The sequence below is a fragment of the Nitrosomonas communis genome (genome assembly GCF_900114745.1).
Lineage (GTDB): Bacteria > Pseudomonadota > Gammaproteobacteria > Burkholderiales > Nitrosomonadaceae > Nitrosomonas > Nitrosomonas communis_A.
Genome location: NZ_FOUB01000011.1, coordinates 63,314 through 79,878, shown reverse-complemented (window position 1 = coordinate 79,878; position 16,565 = coordinate 63,314). Strand labels below are relative to the sequence as shown.

The following is a 16,565-nucleotide window of genomic DNA, read 5'->3' as shown; positions in this document are numbered from 1 at the left end:
CGCTATGAACAAATCATCCAAATGAGCAGCCATATGGACGCGACGCGCTCCCACAAACACCCCTTGCGTCGCCCAATTGATAAACTCGTAAGCCAATACTTTTGAATGTATGAGGAACGAAGCATGGGTAATGGTCGAGATCATTACTTCACGTAATGGCGTGGTCTGATTGGGCAGCTTGTATTGTACGATCGATACCAGCGCCTCTCCATTGGTGGTTTGCAGCAGTGGAATAACACTCGGGATAGTACCGTCGCGGGGACCAGCAGCATTATTGCGGGGAGTGGCTGCGAAGGCAAAGTCGGTAATCGGCAGCGGATTTGCCAGGTTTACAGATTCAAGTACTTCTTTTTGATAGGTAGCAGGTACTGACCACTGCGTATTATAGCTGAGCCCGCTCGATGAAAAAACCAGACCATAATCCAGGTAGATCCCGAATGGCGCATTGGAGTCAAAATAGGTGGCCGGCCATCCTGACAGGACCGCCTCACGCACCTTAAAATCCTTTTCGTAATTGTGCAGAATATCCCACTCTGCCGGGGTGAAGTTTGGAGTCAAATCGGAGAGGGTCAGGATAATACCGTTGTAGCTACCCACACAACCTGCATCGAGGGAGTTGCAGGCTACGCCATTCAAAGAGGCGAGCATATCTGCCGTTAAATCCTGAGTGTTAGCATTGAATACATCATAGAGCACGCCTATTTCATCCAGAACAGGCTTGATGTAGCTGAGCCCCAGATCCTGGGTTTCATCTCCTGCCGAAATGACCAATACCTTCAATTTGACAGCATTATCGGCAAATGTAGGCGGCGCTATCATTAATGCTAGCCACAGAGCCACGTTGACAAGCAGACCACCTGTTAATCTCCAATTCTTTTTCATAAACATTCTCCTATCAGCTTCATAGTTACCTCATAAAGTTAAATCATCTAGTTCTGCAATTCTTCTCATCTTCATCACCTTGTGAGATCACAAAAGCATAAACTGTATTAAATACAAAGCATGATTTATGCCAAATATATAATTTATTAATAATCATTATGTTACAAATAAGAAGGTATAAAACCGGCTTGAAGTGTAAATTCCTTCGACATAATTTTGCCGTCATCAGAAAGCCATCCCATTACAATCACATTATCGATTTGGCACAAAAAATCGATTTTTTGGATACTAAGTTAGTCCGGATCGGGAAGATAAAGAAGAGTAAGGAGGTGTGTATGGGTGCATTGGCTGCGCAGCGAAGAATACTGCTTAGTCAAGATGTAAAATTCTTCGACAGAATTCTATTCAAAACTCAAATAGATCATTCAATTACCGTACACTATTACCTTATATATATAAAAAATATTGGTAATAAATTGATTTAATAAAAATTTTTCTGTAACTAAACAGAGAGGCTTAATATCTACACAAAATAAAAATAGTTGATTACTAAAACTGGAATTACACCATCAAAGGAGAAAATAAATAACTAAAACACCAAGGCTTGACAAAGCAATGAGAAATCGTTGCCACCTTACTAGATAGTTTTGGCTATAAAAGCAACTTAGAAAGAAGCGGTCTCTAGAAAGAAATTCCATTTTAGTTCGAGAAGCCATAATGAACGCAAGAGGATATGCTGGTATCCCTAAGGGGTATTGATAGTGAGAGCTGTGATACCGAGAAAGTGCAACTCAGTTAAGAGTAACGCAGACATGGCTCGGGTTTATATAGAACCGGCATTTGGTGGAAAATGTCTTAGCAAGGCTGAAGTAATATCAAGCAGCAGCCGCACGATATCACAAGCTGAAGAGAAATTACGAAAGCATGATCGCCATGGCTTGTGGGTATCTGTGGTTACCTATGTAAAATGTCAGCCATCTCTTATATTTTATTTGCAACTGAATTGTTATAAAAAGGAGAAAAATGATACTTGTTCGAATGCGCGCTGCCTTCCAGTTATTGCTGCTGATTGTAGGTATCAGTAGTACGTTTCCAAGCTGGGCAGATAAAACCAATGGAATATTTTCAGCACAGCAATCATGCCCAGCCTATGTATCTAAAAATAAACTGACTAATCCAGGGCATGCCGAGCTTAAGGTGGGGGAGAATTACCACACAATTGAGGTTAATCGACCTGATCGTCCAGACTGGTATCGAATTATCGTCCCCAATGCTTATCCAAAAGAACGCTGGGTCAGTGCTGATTGTGGTCAGTTCCAGGCCGAACAGGGGGCAGAAACAGGGACAGGAGCGGGAAGTAAAGCTTGTAACACCGCTGGTCAAGCGGATAGTTATATACTCGCGCTCTCCTGGCAACCTGCCTTCTGCGAAACTAAACCGCAAAAATCAGAATGCCGGATTACCAATCCCACCTCTTATCAGGCACGCCATTTTACTTTGCATGGCTTATGGCCCAACCAGCAGTCATGTGGAGAGCGTTATGAATTTTGCGGTGAGGTCCGTGCTAAGAAAGAGAGGTTTTGCGATTACCCGGCAATCAAATTAGATTCAGATTCCCACACCGCCTTAGCAGAAGTCATGCCCAGTGTAACGGCGGGTTCTTGTTTGGAACGGCATGAGTGGCATAAGCACGGCACGTGCCAAGCCACTTGGTCTATGGAAGAATATTTTGATCTGTCAGTGGACTTAACCCGCCAGTTTAACGAAGCAGGCATGGCTTATTTCATGAATCGCAAACTCGGCCAGCAAGTGCGTACCGAGGATTTTCTTAATCGTCTCGCCGCAGTTCTGGGTCCAGCAGCACGCGAGCGGGTAAAACTGAACTGTGAACAGGGAATGTTGGTGGAAGTGCAGATCAGCCTGATTGCTGACCTGACGCCAGGCAAGGATCTCGATCAACTGATTGCACAGGCGCCAAAACAAGCGCATTCTTCCTGTAAAGAATCATTTTACGTTGATCCTATAGGTTTTCAACAATAAATAGCAAACCTATAGCAGAAGATGGGTGAATGAACAATAGCGTGAGTGGATGTAGAGTATCGTTTGCTAATAAATACTAGAAGCTATTCCATTTCCAAATCAAACAGATGCGAAGGCGAGCCGCAGACAGTATAAATAATAGGGCAAGGGGAAGCCGACAAAGTCGGTTTTGATTTAGAAATGGAATTAGACATTATGCATGGCTCTAGACTAGAAGAAATGATCTGTTAGTCTAGAGTCTATGTATTTATGCCAAGGATTTTTCATTGTCCGACTCGTATTGGCAAAAGGGCAATTCACCGATACATAAAATAGAGACCGCAGAAAATTTTTCTAATATTTTGCTCAATTATTAGAATCTCTGGCCGTTATATATGATATTCAGGAGAATACGCTAGATGAACATCTGTAATTATACCTAATTAATCTTACTGAAACAGATACAGCGGTAAATTTCGTATGACTTGTCGGTCAATGATTTTATAGGTCTTTAATGAGTAAAATTGCAAAAGTTTGATTCAGGCGGCAATGTAAATGAGTGCTTAAAGTAATATGACAAAGTGGAGAAATTGGCTCAGTACATTCGCAACAAGATCGTCATAAGAAAGCTAATAATGTCATATTTTATGCTTAATTTTTTAATTATAAAATGATATATTTATTGAATTTTCTTGCTTGCCTTCGCGAGCACTTTAACCCTTCGCAAACAAACCATAAAAATTTTGCAGAAACACTGTTGACAATCACGCAATATTCTAAAAATTGTAAAGAAAACCTAACGAATACCTACGAGAGCAGAGCAGACGGAATTCGGTTATGTAAAATAAGATGTACGAGTTTTGATGAGCCGACATATCACGTAGAGAAGCAAGAAGCGAGTGCCGGTCAATATAGCGATTGGAGTGTACAGTAAATTAATTAAACTTCGTTTTATCGAAACTCCGTTCAAAACCTCTCAGCGAAAGATATGATTAATCTTTAGTACTGAAAAATACCTATTGTAAAATTATGCAAACATACATTCATCCCATTATCCTTTCCGGTGGCAGTGGTACTCGGCTATGGCCACTTTCACGTGCTGCTTACCCTAAACAACTGCTGTCGCTGGTCGATAAGGAAACCATGCTGCAAGCCACGCTTGCCCGTGCAACCAGCTTACCCCGAACGCAAGCCCCCATATTAGTATGCAATTCAGAACACCGCTTTCTGATTAGAGAGCAATGTGAGGCGATAGACATTACCCCAGCGGCTATTTATCTTGAATCGATTGGACGAAATACTGCCCCAGCCATTGCACTGGCCGCATTTCATCTTGCGCAGACGGATGAAAACGCTATGATGCTCGTATTACCAGCTGATCACGTCATCGATGATCAAGCTGCCTTTGCTGAAGCTGTGAAGACGGCAGCGCATGCCGCCCAGGAAGATTACCTTGTCACCTTTGGCGTGGTACCGCACGCGCCGGAAACAGGTTATGGCTACATCAAGGCGGGAGAAGCGATCTCACTTGCGACACCGACCTCGCTTACGCCCTGTCGGGTTCAATCTTTTTATGAAAAACCCGACCGTGAAACCGCAGAGTCTTATTTGAAGGAAGGCGGCTACAGCTGGAATAGCGGCATGTTCGTTTTTACCGCTAAACGTTATCTGCAAGAACTGCGGCGGCACCGGCCGGATATATTCGCTGCCGTACACAAAGCCTGGCAGGAAAGAACAGCAGATATTGGCTTTATCCGCCCGTGTGAGAGCGCATTTTTTGCTTGCCCTTCGGATTCCATTGATTATGCTGTGATGCAAAACACCGAGCAAGCTGCAGTCGTGCCCGCACAATTCGGCTGGAGCGATGTCGGTTCCTGGGATTCTCTCTGGGGTATTGCGCCTAAGGATAAGAACGGCAACGTTACCAATGGTGATGTCTACCTTGCTGATACGAAAAATAGCTACATCCGCACCGAAAATCGCCTGGTTTCTGTAATAGGTCTTGAAGACGTTGTCGTCATCGAAACGGCTGATGCTGTGCTGGTTATGCATAAGAGTAAAGCCCAGCTCATCAAGAATGCTGTGCAGCACTGTAAAGCAAACGATCGGAAGGAACACCTGGAACATCCTCGTGTGCATCGTCCTTGGGGCTGGTACGAAGGCATCGATCAAGGAGAACGCTTTCAAGTCAAGCGCATCATGGTTAAGCCAGGAGAAAAACTCTCCCTGCAGATGCATCACCATCGAGCAGAACACTGGATCGTAGTTAGTGGCACCGCCAAGGTCACAGTCGATGGCAAGGAAATTCTGCTCACTGAAAATCAATCAACCTATATCTCGCTCGGTCACGTTCATCGGCTGGAAAATCCGGGAAAAATACCATTGCATTTAATTGAGGTTCAATCGGGCTCATATCTTGGAGAAGACGATATTGTGAGGTTTGAAGACAATTACGGCCGTACCACTTAATTCCATTTCAAAATCGAAAATAGCAAGATGGCGAGTCGCAGACAGGATGAACAATGCAGCTAGAGGAAACGGAAAAGTAAGTCTTAATTTAGAGTTGGAATACGTATTTAGAAAAGGTGTCTAGAGAGCAAATGAAAAGTATCTGTATTACCGGGGCAGTTCAATCCGAACTACAAAGAGTTGCCAATATTCTGCATCAAGCTGGCATGAAACAACCAGAACCAGGAAAGAATGACAATTCTGTCGACATAAGATTCTGGCATGAGCAAGTCATGACTCTGGCAATGGAAGATTTCGGCAGTGCCCAATCGATCGTTAATCCTGGCAGACTCTGGGAACAACTCGCGAGCGATATTTTTGTTGCCAATATCAAATCAAGAATCTGGGGTTGGTCTGAAACCTATAGCACTTGGCTGCTTGACTATTGGCTTGACTTCGAGCCTCACCTCAATTTTATCCTGGTTAGTATATCGCCACAGCAAATGCTTGCCGGTATAATGTCGTCTGAAACAGAGGCCATTTCTGTCGAGATGGTGATGAATACCTGGCAGTCATATCATCAGGAATTATTACGATTTCATCTCCGCAATCCACAACGCAGCCTGCTGGTTGATTTTAATGAGTGCGTCAGTTATCCGGGAAATTTAGTCAAATACTGCACTGAACAGTGGAAGCTTCCGCTCACCGCCTCATTCGATGCCATCCAGTTCGAAATAGCATATGATGCCTTAGCCATTTATCTGGCACATCAGTTGTGTCAGGACTATCCTCAAGTCACTAGTTTGCAACATGAACTTGCAGCTACGCTCACTCGTTTCAGCGAAATAGATCAAGTCAGCAAAACGATTGCCCTCAGCCCCGCACAAATTATTGCCGACTATCGCGTTCTACGTGATCGATCTGCTGAATTGCGGCAGATACAAGCCGCCGAAGAAGAGCTTGCAAATCTTAGGATCAGCTTTGATGAAGCTCGAGCGAGCTATACACAAAAGCAAAAGGATAACGAGAATGTATTTAGCGAGGCTACCCGAGAAATTGAACTCTTGCTGCAGAAGTTACGCCAGGCGCAGGATGAACTTGAGGCAGCTTCCGTAAAACATGAATCCCAGCAAGCGCAGATCGATTCCCTGTCTGAGACAAATATTGCCCTGAAAGCTGAACAAGAGACACTGCTGCAGGAAAAATCAGTGATAGTGGCACAACAGGAAGCGCTGAAACAAGAAGTGACAACACTTAGTAAGGCGCGCCATGAACAAAATACGCTTGCGAATCAGCGCCAGGCACAGATTGAAGTGCTGAAGCAGGAGCGTGTCAGCTATGCTAACCAAGTAGCGGAGCGGCAAGCACGGATCGACTCTTTGACTCAAGCGAATATTGCCCTGAAAGCTGAACAGGAGGCGCTGCTGCAGGAAAAATCAGTGATAGTGGCACAGCAGGAAGCGCTGAAACAAGAAGTGACAACACTTAGTAAGGCGCGCCATGAACAAAATACTCTTGCGAATCAGCGCCAGGCACAGATTGAAGTGCTGAAGCAGGAGCATGTCAGCTATGCTAACCAGGCAGCGGAGCGGCAAGCACGGATCGACTCTTTGACTCAAGCGAATATTGCCCTGAAAGCTGAACAGGAAGCGCTGCTGCAGGAAAAATCAGCGATAGTGGCACAGCAGGAAGCGTTGAAACAAGAAGTAGCAGCGCTGAGTAAGGTACGCGACGAGCAAAGTGCGTTGGCGAATCAACGCCAGGCACAGATTGAAGTGCTGAAGCAGGAGCGTGTCAGCTATGCTAACCAGGCAGCAGAACGGCAAGCACGGATCGACTCTTTGACTCAAGCGAATATTGCCCTGAAAGCTGAACAGGAAGCGCTGCTGCAGGAAAAATCGGCGATAGTGACTCAGCAGGAAGCGTTGAAACAAGAAGTGGCAGCGCTGAGTAAGGTACGTGACGAGCAAAGTACGTTGGCGAATCAACGCCAGGCACAGATTGAAGAACTGAAGCAGGAGCGTGCCGGCTATGCTAACCAAGCAGCGGAGCAGCAAGCACGGGTCGACTCTTTGACTCAAGCGAATGTTGCCCTGAAAGCTGAACAGGAAGCGCTGCTGCAGGAAAAATCGGCGACAGTGGCACAGCAGGAAGCGTTGAAACAAGAAGTGGCAGCGCTTAGTAAGATACGCGACGAGCAAAGTACGTTGGCGAATCAACGCCAGACACAGATTGAAGTACTGACTCAAGAGCACGCTAGACATACAGTAGAGAAACAAGCTCAGATCGACTCTTTGACCCAAGCAAATATTGTCCTGAAAACTGACAATGAACTGCTGTTACAGGAGAAATCAGTGTTAGCGGCACAACATGAAGCATTGAAACAAGAAGTAACAGCACTTAGCAAGCTACGCGACGAACAAACCCGTAATCTTGCCGAACACCAAGCTCAACTTGAGTTCCTTAACAAAACTCAGACAGAAAATAGTGAACTTTTATTGCTTGAACTTCATCAAGCTCACTTGGAAAGTGAGCAATATTTCCAACAACAAGAGGAAATATTTACCAGACTTCATGCAACGGAGGCACGTTGGCAACGCCTGCTGCAGCGAAATCCTACCTATCTTGACTACGAGACCATTGAAATCTTATCCGCTTCTCTCAGTGAAGGTGGCGCAATAACATGGCAACTGACTAATTTCAGTATTGCAGAGCGTCAACTTCCCATCCTTGAATTCAAAACACCGCTTGAACAAAGTATGGCAGGGATGATATTCACCCGTTTGACAGAAGATAATTCTCTTTTTACTCGCTGGCCTGCTTCAGCCAAACAACAAACTGAACTTATTCTCATGCCAATGGGGGAAAGAACGACTCCTCAAAAGTTTATCGAAACTTTATTTGAGCTTGCCACTAGCGACTGGAATTTTATCCAAACCCTTACTGCATTATTGATTGAAAAACTGGCATCCCCTGAGTTTCTTAAGAAACATGCTGATATTCAGGCTGAAGCGTTTCGTGGAGGGCTGGAAAAGTTCATGCAGATTCTTAAAAAGTTGCCAGCAACAGTGCGTTATGATCAAGTTCAGCTCAAGAGTGAGCAGGCCATACCTGGCTATGAACATCTGTGGCTACACTTCGATAATTTTTCTTTCAACGGCAAATGCTGGCCTGAATTTGAATTTCGTCTAGCTTGCGGGAATGTTCAAACAAATCAGTTTGGCACTCATCCCAGGCTCGAATTTCCAGAAGAAAGTGGTCAGGCTCCGTTCAAGACTTGGTTCGTAGAATCATATGATGATTTTGGAACCAAGCTCGAGTTGCGTTTTGCGCAGCCCGATTCCATGGATATGGCTATCTGGTGGCGCTTGACGGAACACGATCGCACTTTTCTTGCCGCGCTCATCAAACGCTTACCATTTATTCTTGAGGCAGTGCAAAGTTCGGGTGGGAGGCTTCAAAGGCCGTGGGCAGAATGGAATAAAATGGCCGCCGAAATACAGCGTATCTTTGCAATGCGTACTACTGTATCTCTGGTACCAACGCCATTACCAACCGTACCGACGCCTGTTGCTTCTGTCAAACCTGCGTTACCGTCAACGAGCGCTTCATTCTCGGAAGAACCCAAACAAACCCAGGAGCCGATTTCTGTAGTCAAGACCACCGGAAAATCATCAACCCAAACTGCATCAAAGACGAGTACTGCTAAATCTGCTTTGGGTTCAAAAAGGCGCAAAGTCCAAAAATGATATATTCACCCAATATCCAACAGCGACCAACTATCGTTAAAGAGCCACTGAGCTCACTTTGTGTGCTGCAGAAGCTTGCGCCACCGCAAGCGATCATCCACATCGGAGCAGGCGATGGCTATGGAGAAATGCATCAATGGAGACAATGGGATGTATCCCATGCGCTCATCATTGATGCAAACGAAGATCGTCTCGAGTGGGCACGACCATTAATTGCCAAGAATTCTGGTTGGTACGCTGTGAGTGCAGTTCTCTCCGAAAATGAAGGTGAAATTGACTACTACCAAGCGAGTAATCCCGAAGAAGACGGTCTCATTTCACCACAGCGCTTGAGTAATCTCTGGCCTAATCTACGTACAACAAATCAAAGTCTTCGTTCTTCTCGGCGTCTTGACCATCTCTTGGCTGAAGAGATCGGTAGCGCCTTTGAGCAAGCCGACCCGATCTGGGTATTTATCGATTGCCTTCCTGCTTTGCCTATTCTCAGAGGTGCAGGTGAATACATCGAGCATTGGAATGTGCTCAAACTTCGAGTACTACTTCATTCCGCTGCCGAGATCGAAGAAGACGCAGCGCTACAAAGTATCGAAGCCTACCTTCAACCGCTAGGTTTCCAGTGTATCGAAATCACGGAAAATAACCACCCTGCGATCGGTTACGCACTTTTCGCTAGGAACTGGAAAACGATATTGCATTCTCGGACTGAAACGCTTGGTAAGGCGAATGCTATTCTAACTGATGAAGTACTAGCACTGGTGAGACAGCAGGAGGCATTGAAACAGGATGTAGCAGCGCTTAGCAAGGCATATGAAGAGCAAGACGCGTTAACCAATCTACACCTAGTGCAAATCGAATCGTTGACACAAGAGCGCAACAGTTATGCCAGCCAGGCAGCAAAGTTGCATGCTCAGATCAATATCTTGACGCAAACTAATGTTATTTTAAAGGCTGAGGAGGAGAGAATAACTAAGGAAAAATCAGTGCTGGCGACTCAGCACGATGCTTTGAAGCAGGAGATGACTGTACTTAGCATGGCACACTATGAACAAAGTGTGTTAGCAGACCAACGGCAGTTGCAGATCAATACCTTGACACAAACTAATATTGCTCTGAATGCTGATAAGGAAGTACTAACACAGGAAAAATCAGCGTTAGTGGCGCAGCAGGAGGCGCAGAAACAAGAAGTGGCAGCACTTAGCAAAGCACGCGATGAACAAAGTGCCCTAGCCAATCAACGCAAGACACAAATCGAAGCGTTGGCGCAGGAGCGAGACAGTCATGTCAGACAAGCAACGCAACTAGAAGCTCAGATCAATAACTTGACACACTCCAATTTTGCCCTGAATGCTGATAAGGAAGCAATAGCTCAGGAGAAATCCGTGCTGATAAGACAGCAGGCAGCACTAAAACAAGAGATAGTAGCACTGATAAAGGCACGTGATGAACAATGTGCGTTAGCGAATCAACGCCAAGAGCAGATCGAAGCACTGGCACAGGAACGCAATAGTTATGCCAATCAAACGGCGGAGTGGCAGGTACATAATGACACTTTAACTCAAACTAATATAACCCTGAAAGCTGATAAAGAAGCCTTGATTAAGGAAAAATCAGCATTGACAACACAGAAAAAGGCGCTTAGACAAGAAGTAGCAATTATCAATAAGGCACGCAGCGAACAGCGCACGCTAGCGGATCAACGTAAGACACAAATTGACACGCTGACCCGGAATAATATTGCGCTAAAAGCTGATAAAGAAGCACTGACTCAGGAAAAATTAGCCTTATTGGACCGGTACGAGGTATTAAAACAGGAAGTGACAGAACTTAACAAGGTTTGTAAGGAGCAAAGCGTATTAGCTCATCAGCATTTGGCGCAGATCGACACTTTAACCCAAACACAAGTTGAACAAACAACAATGGTCACTCAATACAAGACCGAGCTCGAACAACTTAAATTAAAGTTACAGCAATCGAATGCATGTATTACCCAATTGGAGACGGAGTTAGCTGAAAACGATGCCCGTCAGCATCTTCTAAATGAAGAGATGATCAAGGCAGGAGCACAAATCGAGCTCATCAAAGATGTGTTGCTTAGAGAACCTGGACTGTAAATATGTCAAGACGTAACGCTAAGTCTGCCCTCAGTACTCGCTTAAAACAGTGGTTTGGTATGCCTGCAGCAGCAGAAACGATTGACACAACAGCAGTGAAAATTACACCTACGACAGAAGATAGGGGAGGGTCGCACATTATCCACTCAGCCACAAATGCTTCTGCCGTTCCTTATGATCCGGAACTTCTTGATCGTTCCCGTATGCAATGGCAATTTGGCGATTGGAAAAGCCTCACTGAAATTGATATGAATATCCTCGAACATCACCCAGAGCGAGCAAAACTGGCATTAGTCGTTGCCAGTGCCTGGCAACAGCTCAACGATCAAGCTGCCGCACGCCGCTATATTAAACTGGCCAAGGAGTGGGGCTGTGACAAGAAAATCATGGCGCAACTATTGATTGCCGGTGTATATAACACATTGGGACGCTGTGCTGCAATCGGGGGAGATGAATCAACAGCGCAAGCGCATTTTCGATTGGCTGTAAAAGGAGGCGGAGGCGATGAGCGACTTGCCGGTCATGCCAGAGCTACACATGAAATGGGTCGGCTTCAGTTAAAGAAGCACTTTCAAAATCATGTAACGGATGTGTTGATGACAACGCAATTACCCGCTCACTTGCAATCTGCTGATAACGAGAATGATATAGGCAAACCTTCTGACGATCCCTTCCGTCCTGGTATTGTTTCCTATGCGCAGAATTTTGAGGATGTGATGCTATGGCGAGCACTGAGGCACATTGACAAAGGTTTCTATATGGATATCGGCGCGCAAGATCCGATTGTCGACTCTGTCAGCAAAGCATTTTATGACCGAGGTTGGCGCGGCATACATGTTGAGGCTATACCGGCTTATGCAGAGGCACTGCGTAACAATCGCACGGACGAGATCGTAATCGAGGCAGCAGTTTCAGACCATAATGGGCAAATGATTTTCTACGAAATACCAGAAACTGGACTTTCTACCGGTGATGCTGATATAGCACATGGGCATGTCGAAAAGAATTTTGATGTGCGAGAAATTAAAGTGGCCTGCACAACTCTCGCTCAAATCTTTGCTTTAGCAGGAGATCAAGAAATCCATTGGATAAAAATTGACGTTGAAGGTATGGAGAAACAAGTATTGGCTGGCTGGGGAGAAGCTAAAGTTCGGCCATGGATTGTCGTAATTGAAAGTACGCTACCGAATACTCAAATTGAGGCTCATGAGCAATGGGAATATTTATTGCTGGAACGTGGATACTGTTATGCTTATTTTGATGGGCTCAATCGTTTTTATGTTTCCGAAAACCATGTAGAGCTTACTAAAGCTCTACAGTATGGTCCTAATGTATTTGATAACTTTACTCTTAGCGGTACAGCCTCTGCTTCATTTTGCTCACTAATTAATACGAAACTTAAACAGAAAGAGTAGGAATTTGCGTGATGAACTCCAAAAAATTACTTAACTGAGCAAGGTATAAAAGAAAACCCTAAGATAAAGCTGGCATTTATTTAACTGATTCTACTTTTGAATTATGAATTATCCTTCACTTCAAGAACAAAATTTAATTAATTTAGAACAATTACGCGCTTATCACACTGAGCGTTTTATTCGATTAGGTTACCATTGTATTTTGGGACGCGAAGTTGATGCTGATGGTTTGCATCATTATCTACAACTATTTCATCAAAAACTTGAACCAACAGAATTCTTGCTAACACTTCGGAATTCAGATGAATATAAGATGAAATTTTCTTCATTTAAAGAGAGCGCTAACCAAGCTGCTTTAGAAAATAATGCTGGCATTGTTGATGAGTTATTTTCCAGCGCTACCATGAGACGTGTTGCCAATTTTTTTAAGGCAAAAGCATGAGAATTGCTATTACGACCACTCAAGTTCCATTTATTAAGGGTGGAGCAGAAATTATGGTGGAAGGGCTGGAAAAAGCACTGATTAAGCATGGGCATGAAACTGAAATTATTTCTATTCCTTTCCGGTTCAATCGTAATGAAGTATGGAAAGCTATGGAAATGTGGGATGCTCAATCATTTGAAACATTTGAATGCGGCCGAATAGATAGAGTGATTTGTCTGAAATTTCCTTCTTTCTATTTAAAAAGTGAAAACAAATATGTTTGGCTTATGCATCAGCATCGTTCAGTTTATGAACTTTTTGGGACTCCTTATGGAGAGCCAAGTGATGATTCTATCGCCTTAACTTTAAAAAGTGAAATCACAAAAAGAGATACTATCTCTTTAAGTGAAGCAAAGAAGGTTTTTACTATCTCAAAACGAGTTTCAGATAGATTAAAACAATTCAATGGAGTAAATTCAATTCCATTGTATCAGCCCCCTAAGCTTGCGAATAGCTTAAGGACTGGAGACCAGTTACCTTATATTTATTTTCCCAGCAGACTTGAAACATTAAAAAGACAAGAATTATTAATTCGCTCCATCCAATATATGAAAAGCCCTTGCGTGATCGTTATTAGTGGGGATGGAGGTCAATGGCAATATTTGAATAGTTTGGTTACCGAGCTAGGAGTAAGTAGCCGAGTGAAAATGTTGGGTAGAGTCAATGATGATGAACTTATTCGGTGGTATTCAAATTCGCTAGGTATTTTTTTCGGCCCGTATGAGGAAGATTATGGCTTTATAACACTCGAAGCAATGCTCTCCGCAAAGCCTATAATAACGTGTAACGATTCTGGTGGGCCATTAGAATTTGTGATTGATGGTGAAACTGGCTATATAACTGAGCCTTTGGCTGAAGCCGTGGCAGAGGCAGTTGATAAATTATATTTCAATAGATCTAAAGCAAAGGAGATGGGATTTAATGGGCTACAGAGGTATCGAGATTTAAGAATTGATTGGGATAATGTAGTGGAACAACTATTAAGTAATCATTAAGTAGAGGTTAATTAATGAAAATTGCACTATTAGCTCCAAGCTCTGTTCCATTCGTTGTCGGTGGAGCGGAAAATCTTTACTGGGGGCTTCAATCTTATATTAATGAGCAAACACGTCATCAGTGCGAGTTAATTAAAGTACCTTCTCTTGAGGGTGATTTCTCAGAAATCATTCAAGCATATCGAAAATTTTCGATGCTGGATTTTAATCACTTCGATATGTTGATTTCAACAAAATATCCATCATGGATGACTTATCATAAAAATCATGTTTGTTATATGCTTCATACCCTGAGAGGATTATATGACACATATCATTTTATGAATGAGCCAGAGGATTTCAATTGGGAGGAGGCTGGGTTATCTGATCTTCAATACTGCATGCAACAAGCTCTCCTAGCACCTGAAAATGGAAATAGCCAATTGTCTGATTTTTTTGACCGACTATCGAGGGTGCAGGACAAAATAGACGATAAAAGTTTATTTCGGTTTCCAGGCCCTTTTATAAGACAGATTGTTCATTTTTTAGATTCTTATGGATTAGCCACACAAAGAGTTTGTAGGCATGCGGCAATATCTAAGACAGTAGCTAATCGACTAGATTATTTTCCTACAAACGCGAATGTATCAGTTCTTTATCCGCCACCAAGGCTCAGCGAATTTTATTGTGGATCGGATGATTATTTATTTACGGTTAGTCGTCTTGATAGTCCAAAACGAATTGACTTACTTATTGAAGCAATGCGTCATGTTAAAGCTGATATTCCTTTGTTAATTGGTGGAGTCGGACCTGAGCTGGAGCGGTTAAGATCCTTAGCAGGGGATGATCAGCGTATTAGATTCTTGGGGCATCTAACTAATAAAGAAATTATTGACCACTATGCTCACTCTCTAGCAGTACTTTTTGTTCCTTATGATGAAGATTATGGTTATATCACGATTGAGGCAATGAAAAGCAAAAAACCTGTGATCACTGTCACTGATGCAGGAGGGCCTAATGAATTTGTCATTAATGGAGAAACTGGTTTCTCTGTTAAGCCTGATGCACCGGCTATCGCTGAAAGTATCGAGTATCTTTGTGCAAATCGTCAAAAAGCATGTGAAATGGGAATTAATGCCAGCAAGCGGGTGGCTCCGATAAATTGGGAAACTGTAGTTAATGGACTGCTAGGCGATCAAATTCAAAATAAGATATTTAGTATGCCGACAAATACAAAAATAATAGACTTGCCTAAACGAAAAAAAATAGTTGTAGCAGTAAGCTTCCCCATTTACCCTCCACGTGGTGGTGGCCAGTCTAGGGTATATCATCTTTACAGAAACCTTGCTAAGTTTATCGATGTTGAAATTGTTAGTTTTTGTGGTGTCGGGGAACCAGTATTTAGACAAGAGATTTCGCCTGGATTGACTGAGACACGTATACCCAAATCATCTGATCATCAAGATATAGAGAATAAATTTAGTGAAACAGTAAATTGGGTTCCAGTTACTGACATCGTGATGTCAAATGCATTCACCGCCAGTTCTGTTTATGTTGAAGCGTTAAGAACCGCTTGCGAAGGTGCTAATGCAGTCATAGCAAGTCATCCATTTTTGATCAATGCAATTAAAACTGTTGCTCCAAATCTACAGTTATGGTTCGAAGCGCATAATGTGGAATATGAACTCAAGAAAAGAATTCTTCCTCATAACGAGAATGCAGAAATTCTGCTAGAAATGGTTAAGTCAGATGAGGGTTTGTGTTGGCGAGATGCAAAAGTAGTTTTTGCATGTACAAATGAAGATATTTTTACTCTTGAAAGAATATATGGCACAACTTCAGCAGTAAAAAATGAAGTTGTTAATGGAGTCTCTCTTGAAGACGTTAAATACCTTGGCATAAAAGAACGCTCATATCTTAAATTAAAGTTAGGGTTGGGGAAAAGTAAATTAGCTATTTTTATGGGAAGTTGGCATGGCCCTAATCTTGAGGCTGTTGAGAAGATTTTTGAATATGCATTAGCCTTTCCTGATGTTAAGTTCGCAATTATTGGCAGTGCTGGACTGGCTTTTAATAATGTTTCGATACCGAGTAATGTATTTATGGTTGGTGTTGTAGATGATGAAGAAAAGAATATTTTACTCGGCGCTGCCGATATTGCTTTGAACCCAATGATGTCTGGTTCTGGAAGTAATCTCAAGATGCTTGACTATTTTGCTGCTGGAGTTCCAGTAATTTCAACACCATTTGGTGCACGAGGTATAGAAGCACAACCTGGCACACACTATATTGCCGCTGAAGTCGATGGTTTCATTTTGGAGCTTTCTCTTTTCTTTTCTGATCCTAAGCGTTACGAATCCGTATCCCAAGAAGGTAGAAAACTGGTTGAGTCTTATTATAACTGGGATGGAATTGCCCATCGTTTCTATCAGTCATTGCAAGTGAGCAATGTCATTTAGCATATTTTCATAAGATAAATTCTT

The 16,565-nt window shown here is 43.2% G+C and carries 8 protein-coding genes and 2 pseudogenes; 9 read left to right on the top strand and 1 reads right to left on the bottom strand.

What is annotated here, in order from left to right; all coding sequences use genetic code 11:
• Window positions 1–882, bottom strand: a pseudogene (locus BM122_RS06510) (hypothetical protein); the annotation flags it as partial.
• 764 nt (window positions 883–1,646) lie between these two features.
• Between BM122_RS06510 and BM122_RS24890 the strand changes: the two are divergent.
• The 9 genes and pseudogenes from BM122_RS24890 to BM122_RS06465 all read left to right on the top strand — a co-directional run.
• A pseudogene (locus BM122_RS24890) lies at window positions 1,647–1,848 on the top strand (IS5/IS1182 family transposase); the annotation flags it as partial.
• A 57-nt stretch (window positions 1,849–1,905) separates the two neighbouring features.
• Window positions 1,906–2,922, top strand: coding sequence for a ribonuclease T2 family protein (locus BM122_RS06500; protein ID WP_074904565.1), 1,017 nt, complete (start codon window positions 1,906–1,908; stop codon window positions 2,920–2,922).
• A 1,008-nt stretch (window positions 2,923–3,930) separates the two neighbouring features.
• Window positions 3,931–5,370: a mannose-1-phosphate guanylyltransferase/mannose-6-phosphate isomerase gene (locus BM122_RS06495; protein WP_074904564.1), complete on the top strand. Its 1,440-nt coding sequence runs from the start codon at window positions 3,931–3,933 to the stop codon at window positions 5,368–5,370.
• 131 nt (window positions 5,371–5,501) lie between these two features.
• On the top strand, window positions 5,502–9,098 hold the full coding sequence (locus BM122_RS06490) for a hypothetical protein (RefSeq protein WP_074904563.1): 3,597 nt from the start codon (window positions 5,502–5,504) through the stop codon (window positions 9,096–9,098).
• Window positions 9,095–11,209 carry a coiled-coil domain-containing protein gene (locus BM122_RS06485; protein ID WP_074904562.1) on the top strand — a complete coding sequence of 705 codons (2,115 nt, stop codon included), beginning with the start codon at window positions 9,095–9,097 and terminating at the stop codon, window positions 11,207–11,209. The genes BM122_RS06490 and BM122_RS06485 overlap by 4 nt, the downstream gene beginning before the upstream one ends.
• A gap of 2 nt (window positions 11,210–11,211) precedes the next feature.
• Entirely contained in the window at window positions 11,212–12,624 is a 1,413-nt protein-coding gene (locus BM122_RS24060) for an FkbM family methyltransferase (protein WP_218152016.1), read from the top strand.
• Window positions 12,625–12,727: 103 nt separating this feature from the next.
• The gene (locus BM122_RS06475; protein WP_074904561.1) at window positions 12,728–13,066 is read left to right on the top strand and encodes a DUF4214 domain-containing protein; all 339 of its coding nucleotides are present in this window, start codon (window positions 12,728–12,730) and stop codon (window positions 13,064–13,066) included.
• On the top strand, window positions 13,063–14,103 hold the full coding sequence (locus tag BM122_RS06470; protein WP_074904560.1) for a glycosyltransferase family 4 protein: 1,041 nt from the start codon (window positions 13,063–13,065) through the stop codon (window positions 14,101–14,103). Before BM122_RS06475 ends, BM122_RS06470 begins: the two co-directional genes overlap by 4 nt.
• Window positions 14,104–14,117: 14 nt before the next feature.
• Entirely contained in the window at window positions 14,118–16,541 is a 2,424-nt protein-coding gene (locus BM122_RS06465) for a glycosyltransferase family 4 protein (RefSeq protein ID WP_074904559.1), read from the top strand.
• Window positions 16,542–16,565 lie beyond the last annotated feature (24 nt).

Excerpts from the sequence above, each read along its gene's own strand:
- BM122_RS06495 (WP_074904564.1), top strand. The coding sequence starts at position 3,931 with ATGCAAACATACATTCATCCCATTATCCTTTCCGGTGGCAGTGGTACT.
- BM122_RS06475 (WP_074904561.1), top strand. The coding sequence starts at position 12,728 with ATGAATTATCCTTCACTTCAAGAACAAAATTTAATTAATTTAGAACAA.
- BM122_RS24060 (WP_218152016.1), top strand. The coding sequence starts at position 11,212 with ATGTCAAGACGTAACGCTAAGTCTGCCCTCAGTACTCGCTTAAAACAG.
- BM122_RS06485 (WP_074904562.1), top strand. The coding sequence starts at position 9,095 with ATGATATATTCACCCAATATCCAACAGCGACCAACTATCGTTAAAGAG.
- BM122_RS06490 (WP_074904563.1), top strand. The coding sequence starts at position 5,502 with ATGAAAAGTATCTGTATTACCGGGGCAGTTCAATCCGAACTACAAAGA.
- BM122_RS06465 (WP_074904559.1), top strand. The coding sequence starts at position 14,118 with ATGAAAATTGCACTATTAGCTCCAAGCTCTGTTCCATTCGTTGTCGGT.
- BM122_RS06500 (WP_074904565.1), top strand. The coding sequence starts at position 1,906 with ATGATACTTGTTCGAATGCGCGCTGCCTTCCAGTTATTGCTGCTGATT.
- BM122_RS06470 (WP_074904560.1), top strand. The coding sequence starts at position 13,063 with ATGAGAATTGCTATTACGACCACTCAAGTTCCATTTATTAAGGGTGGA.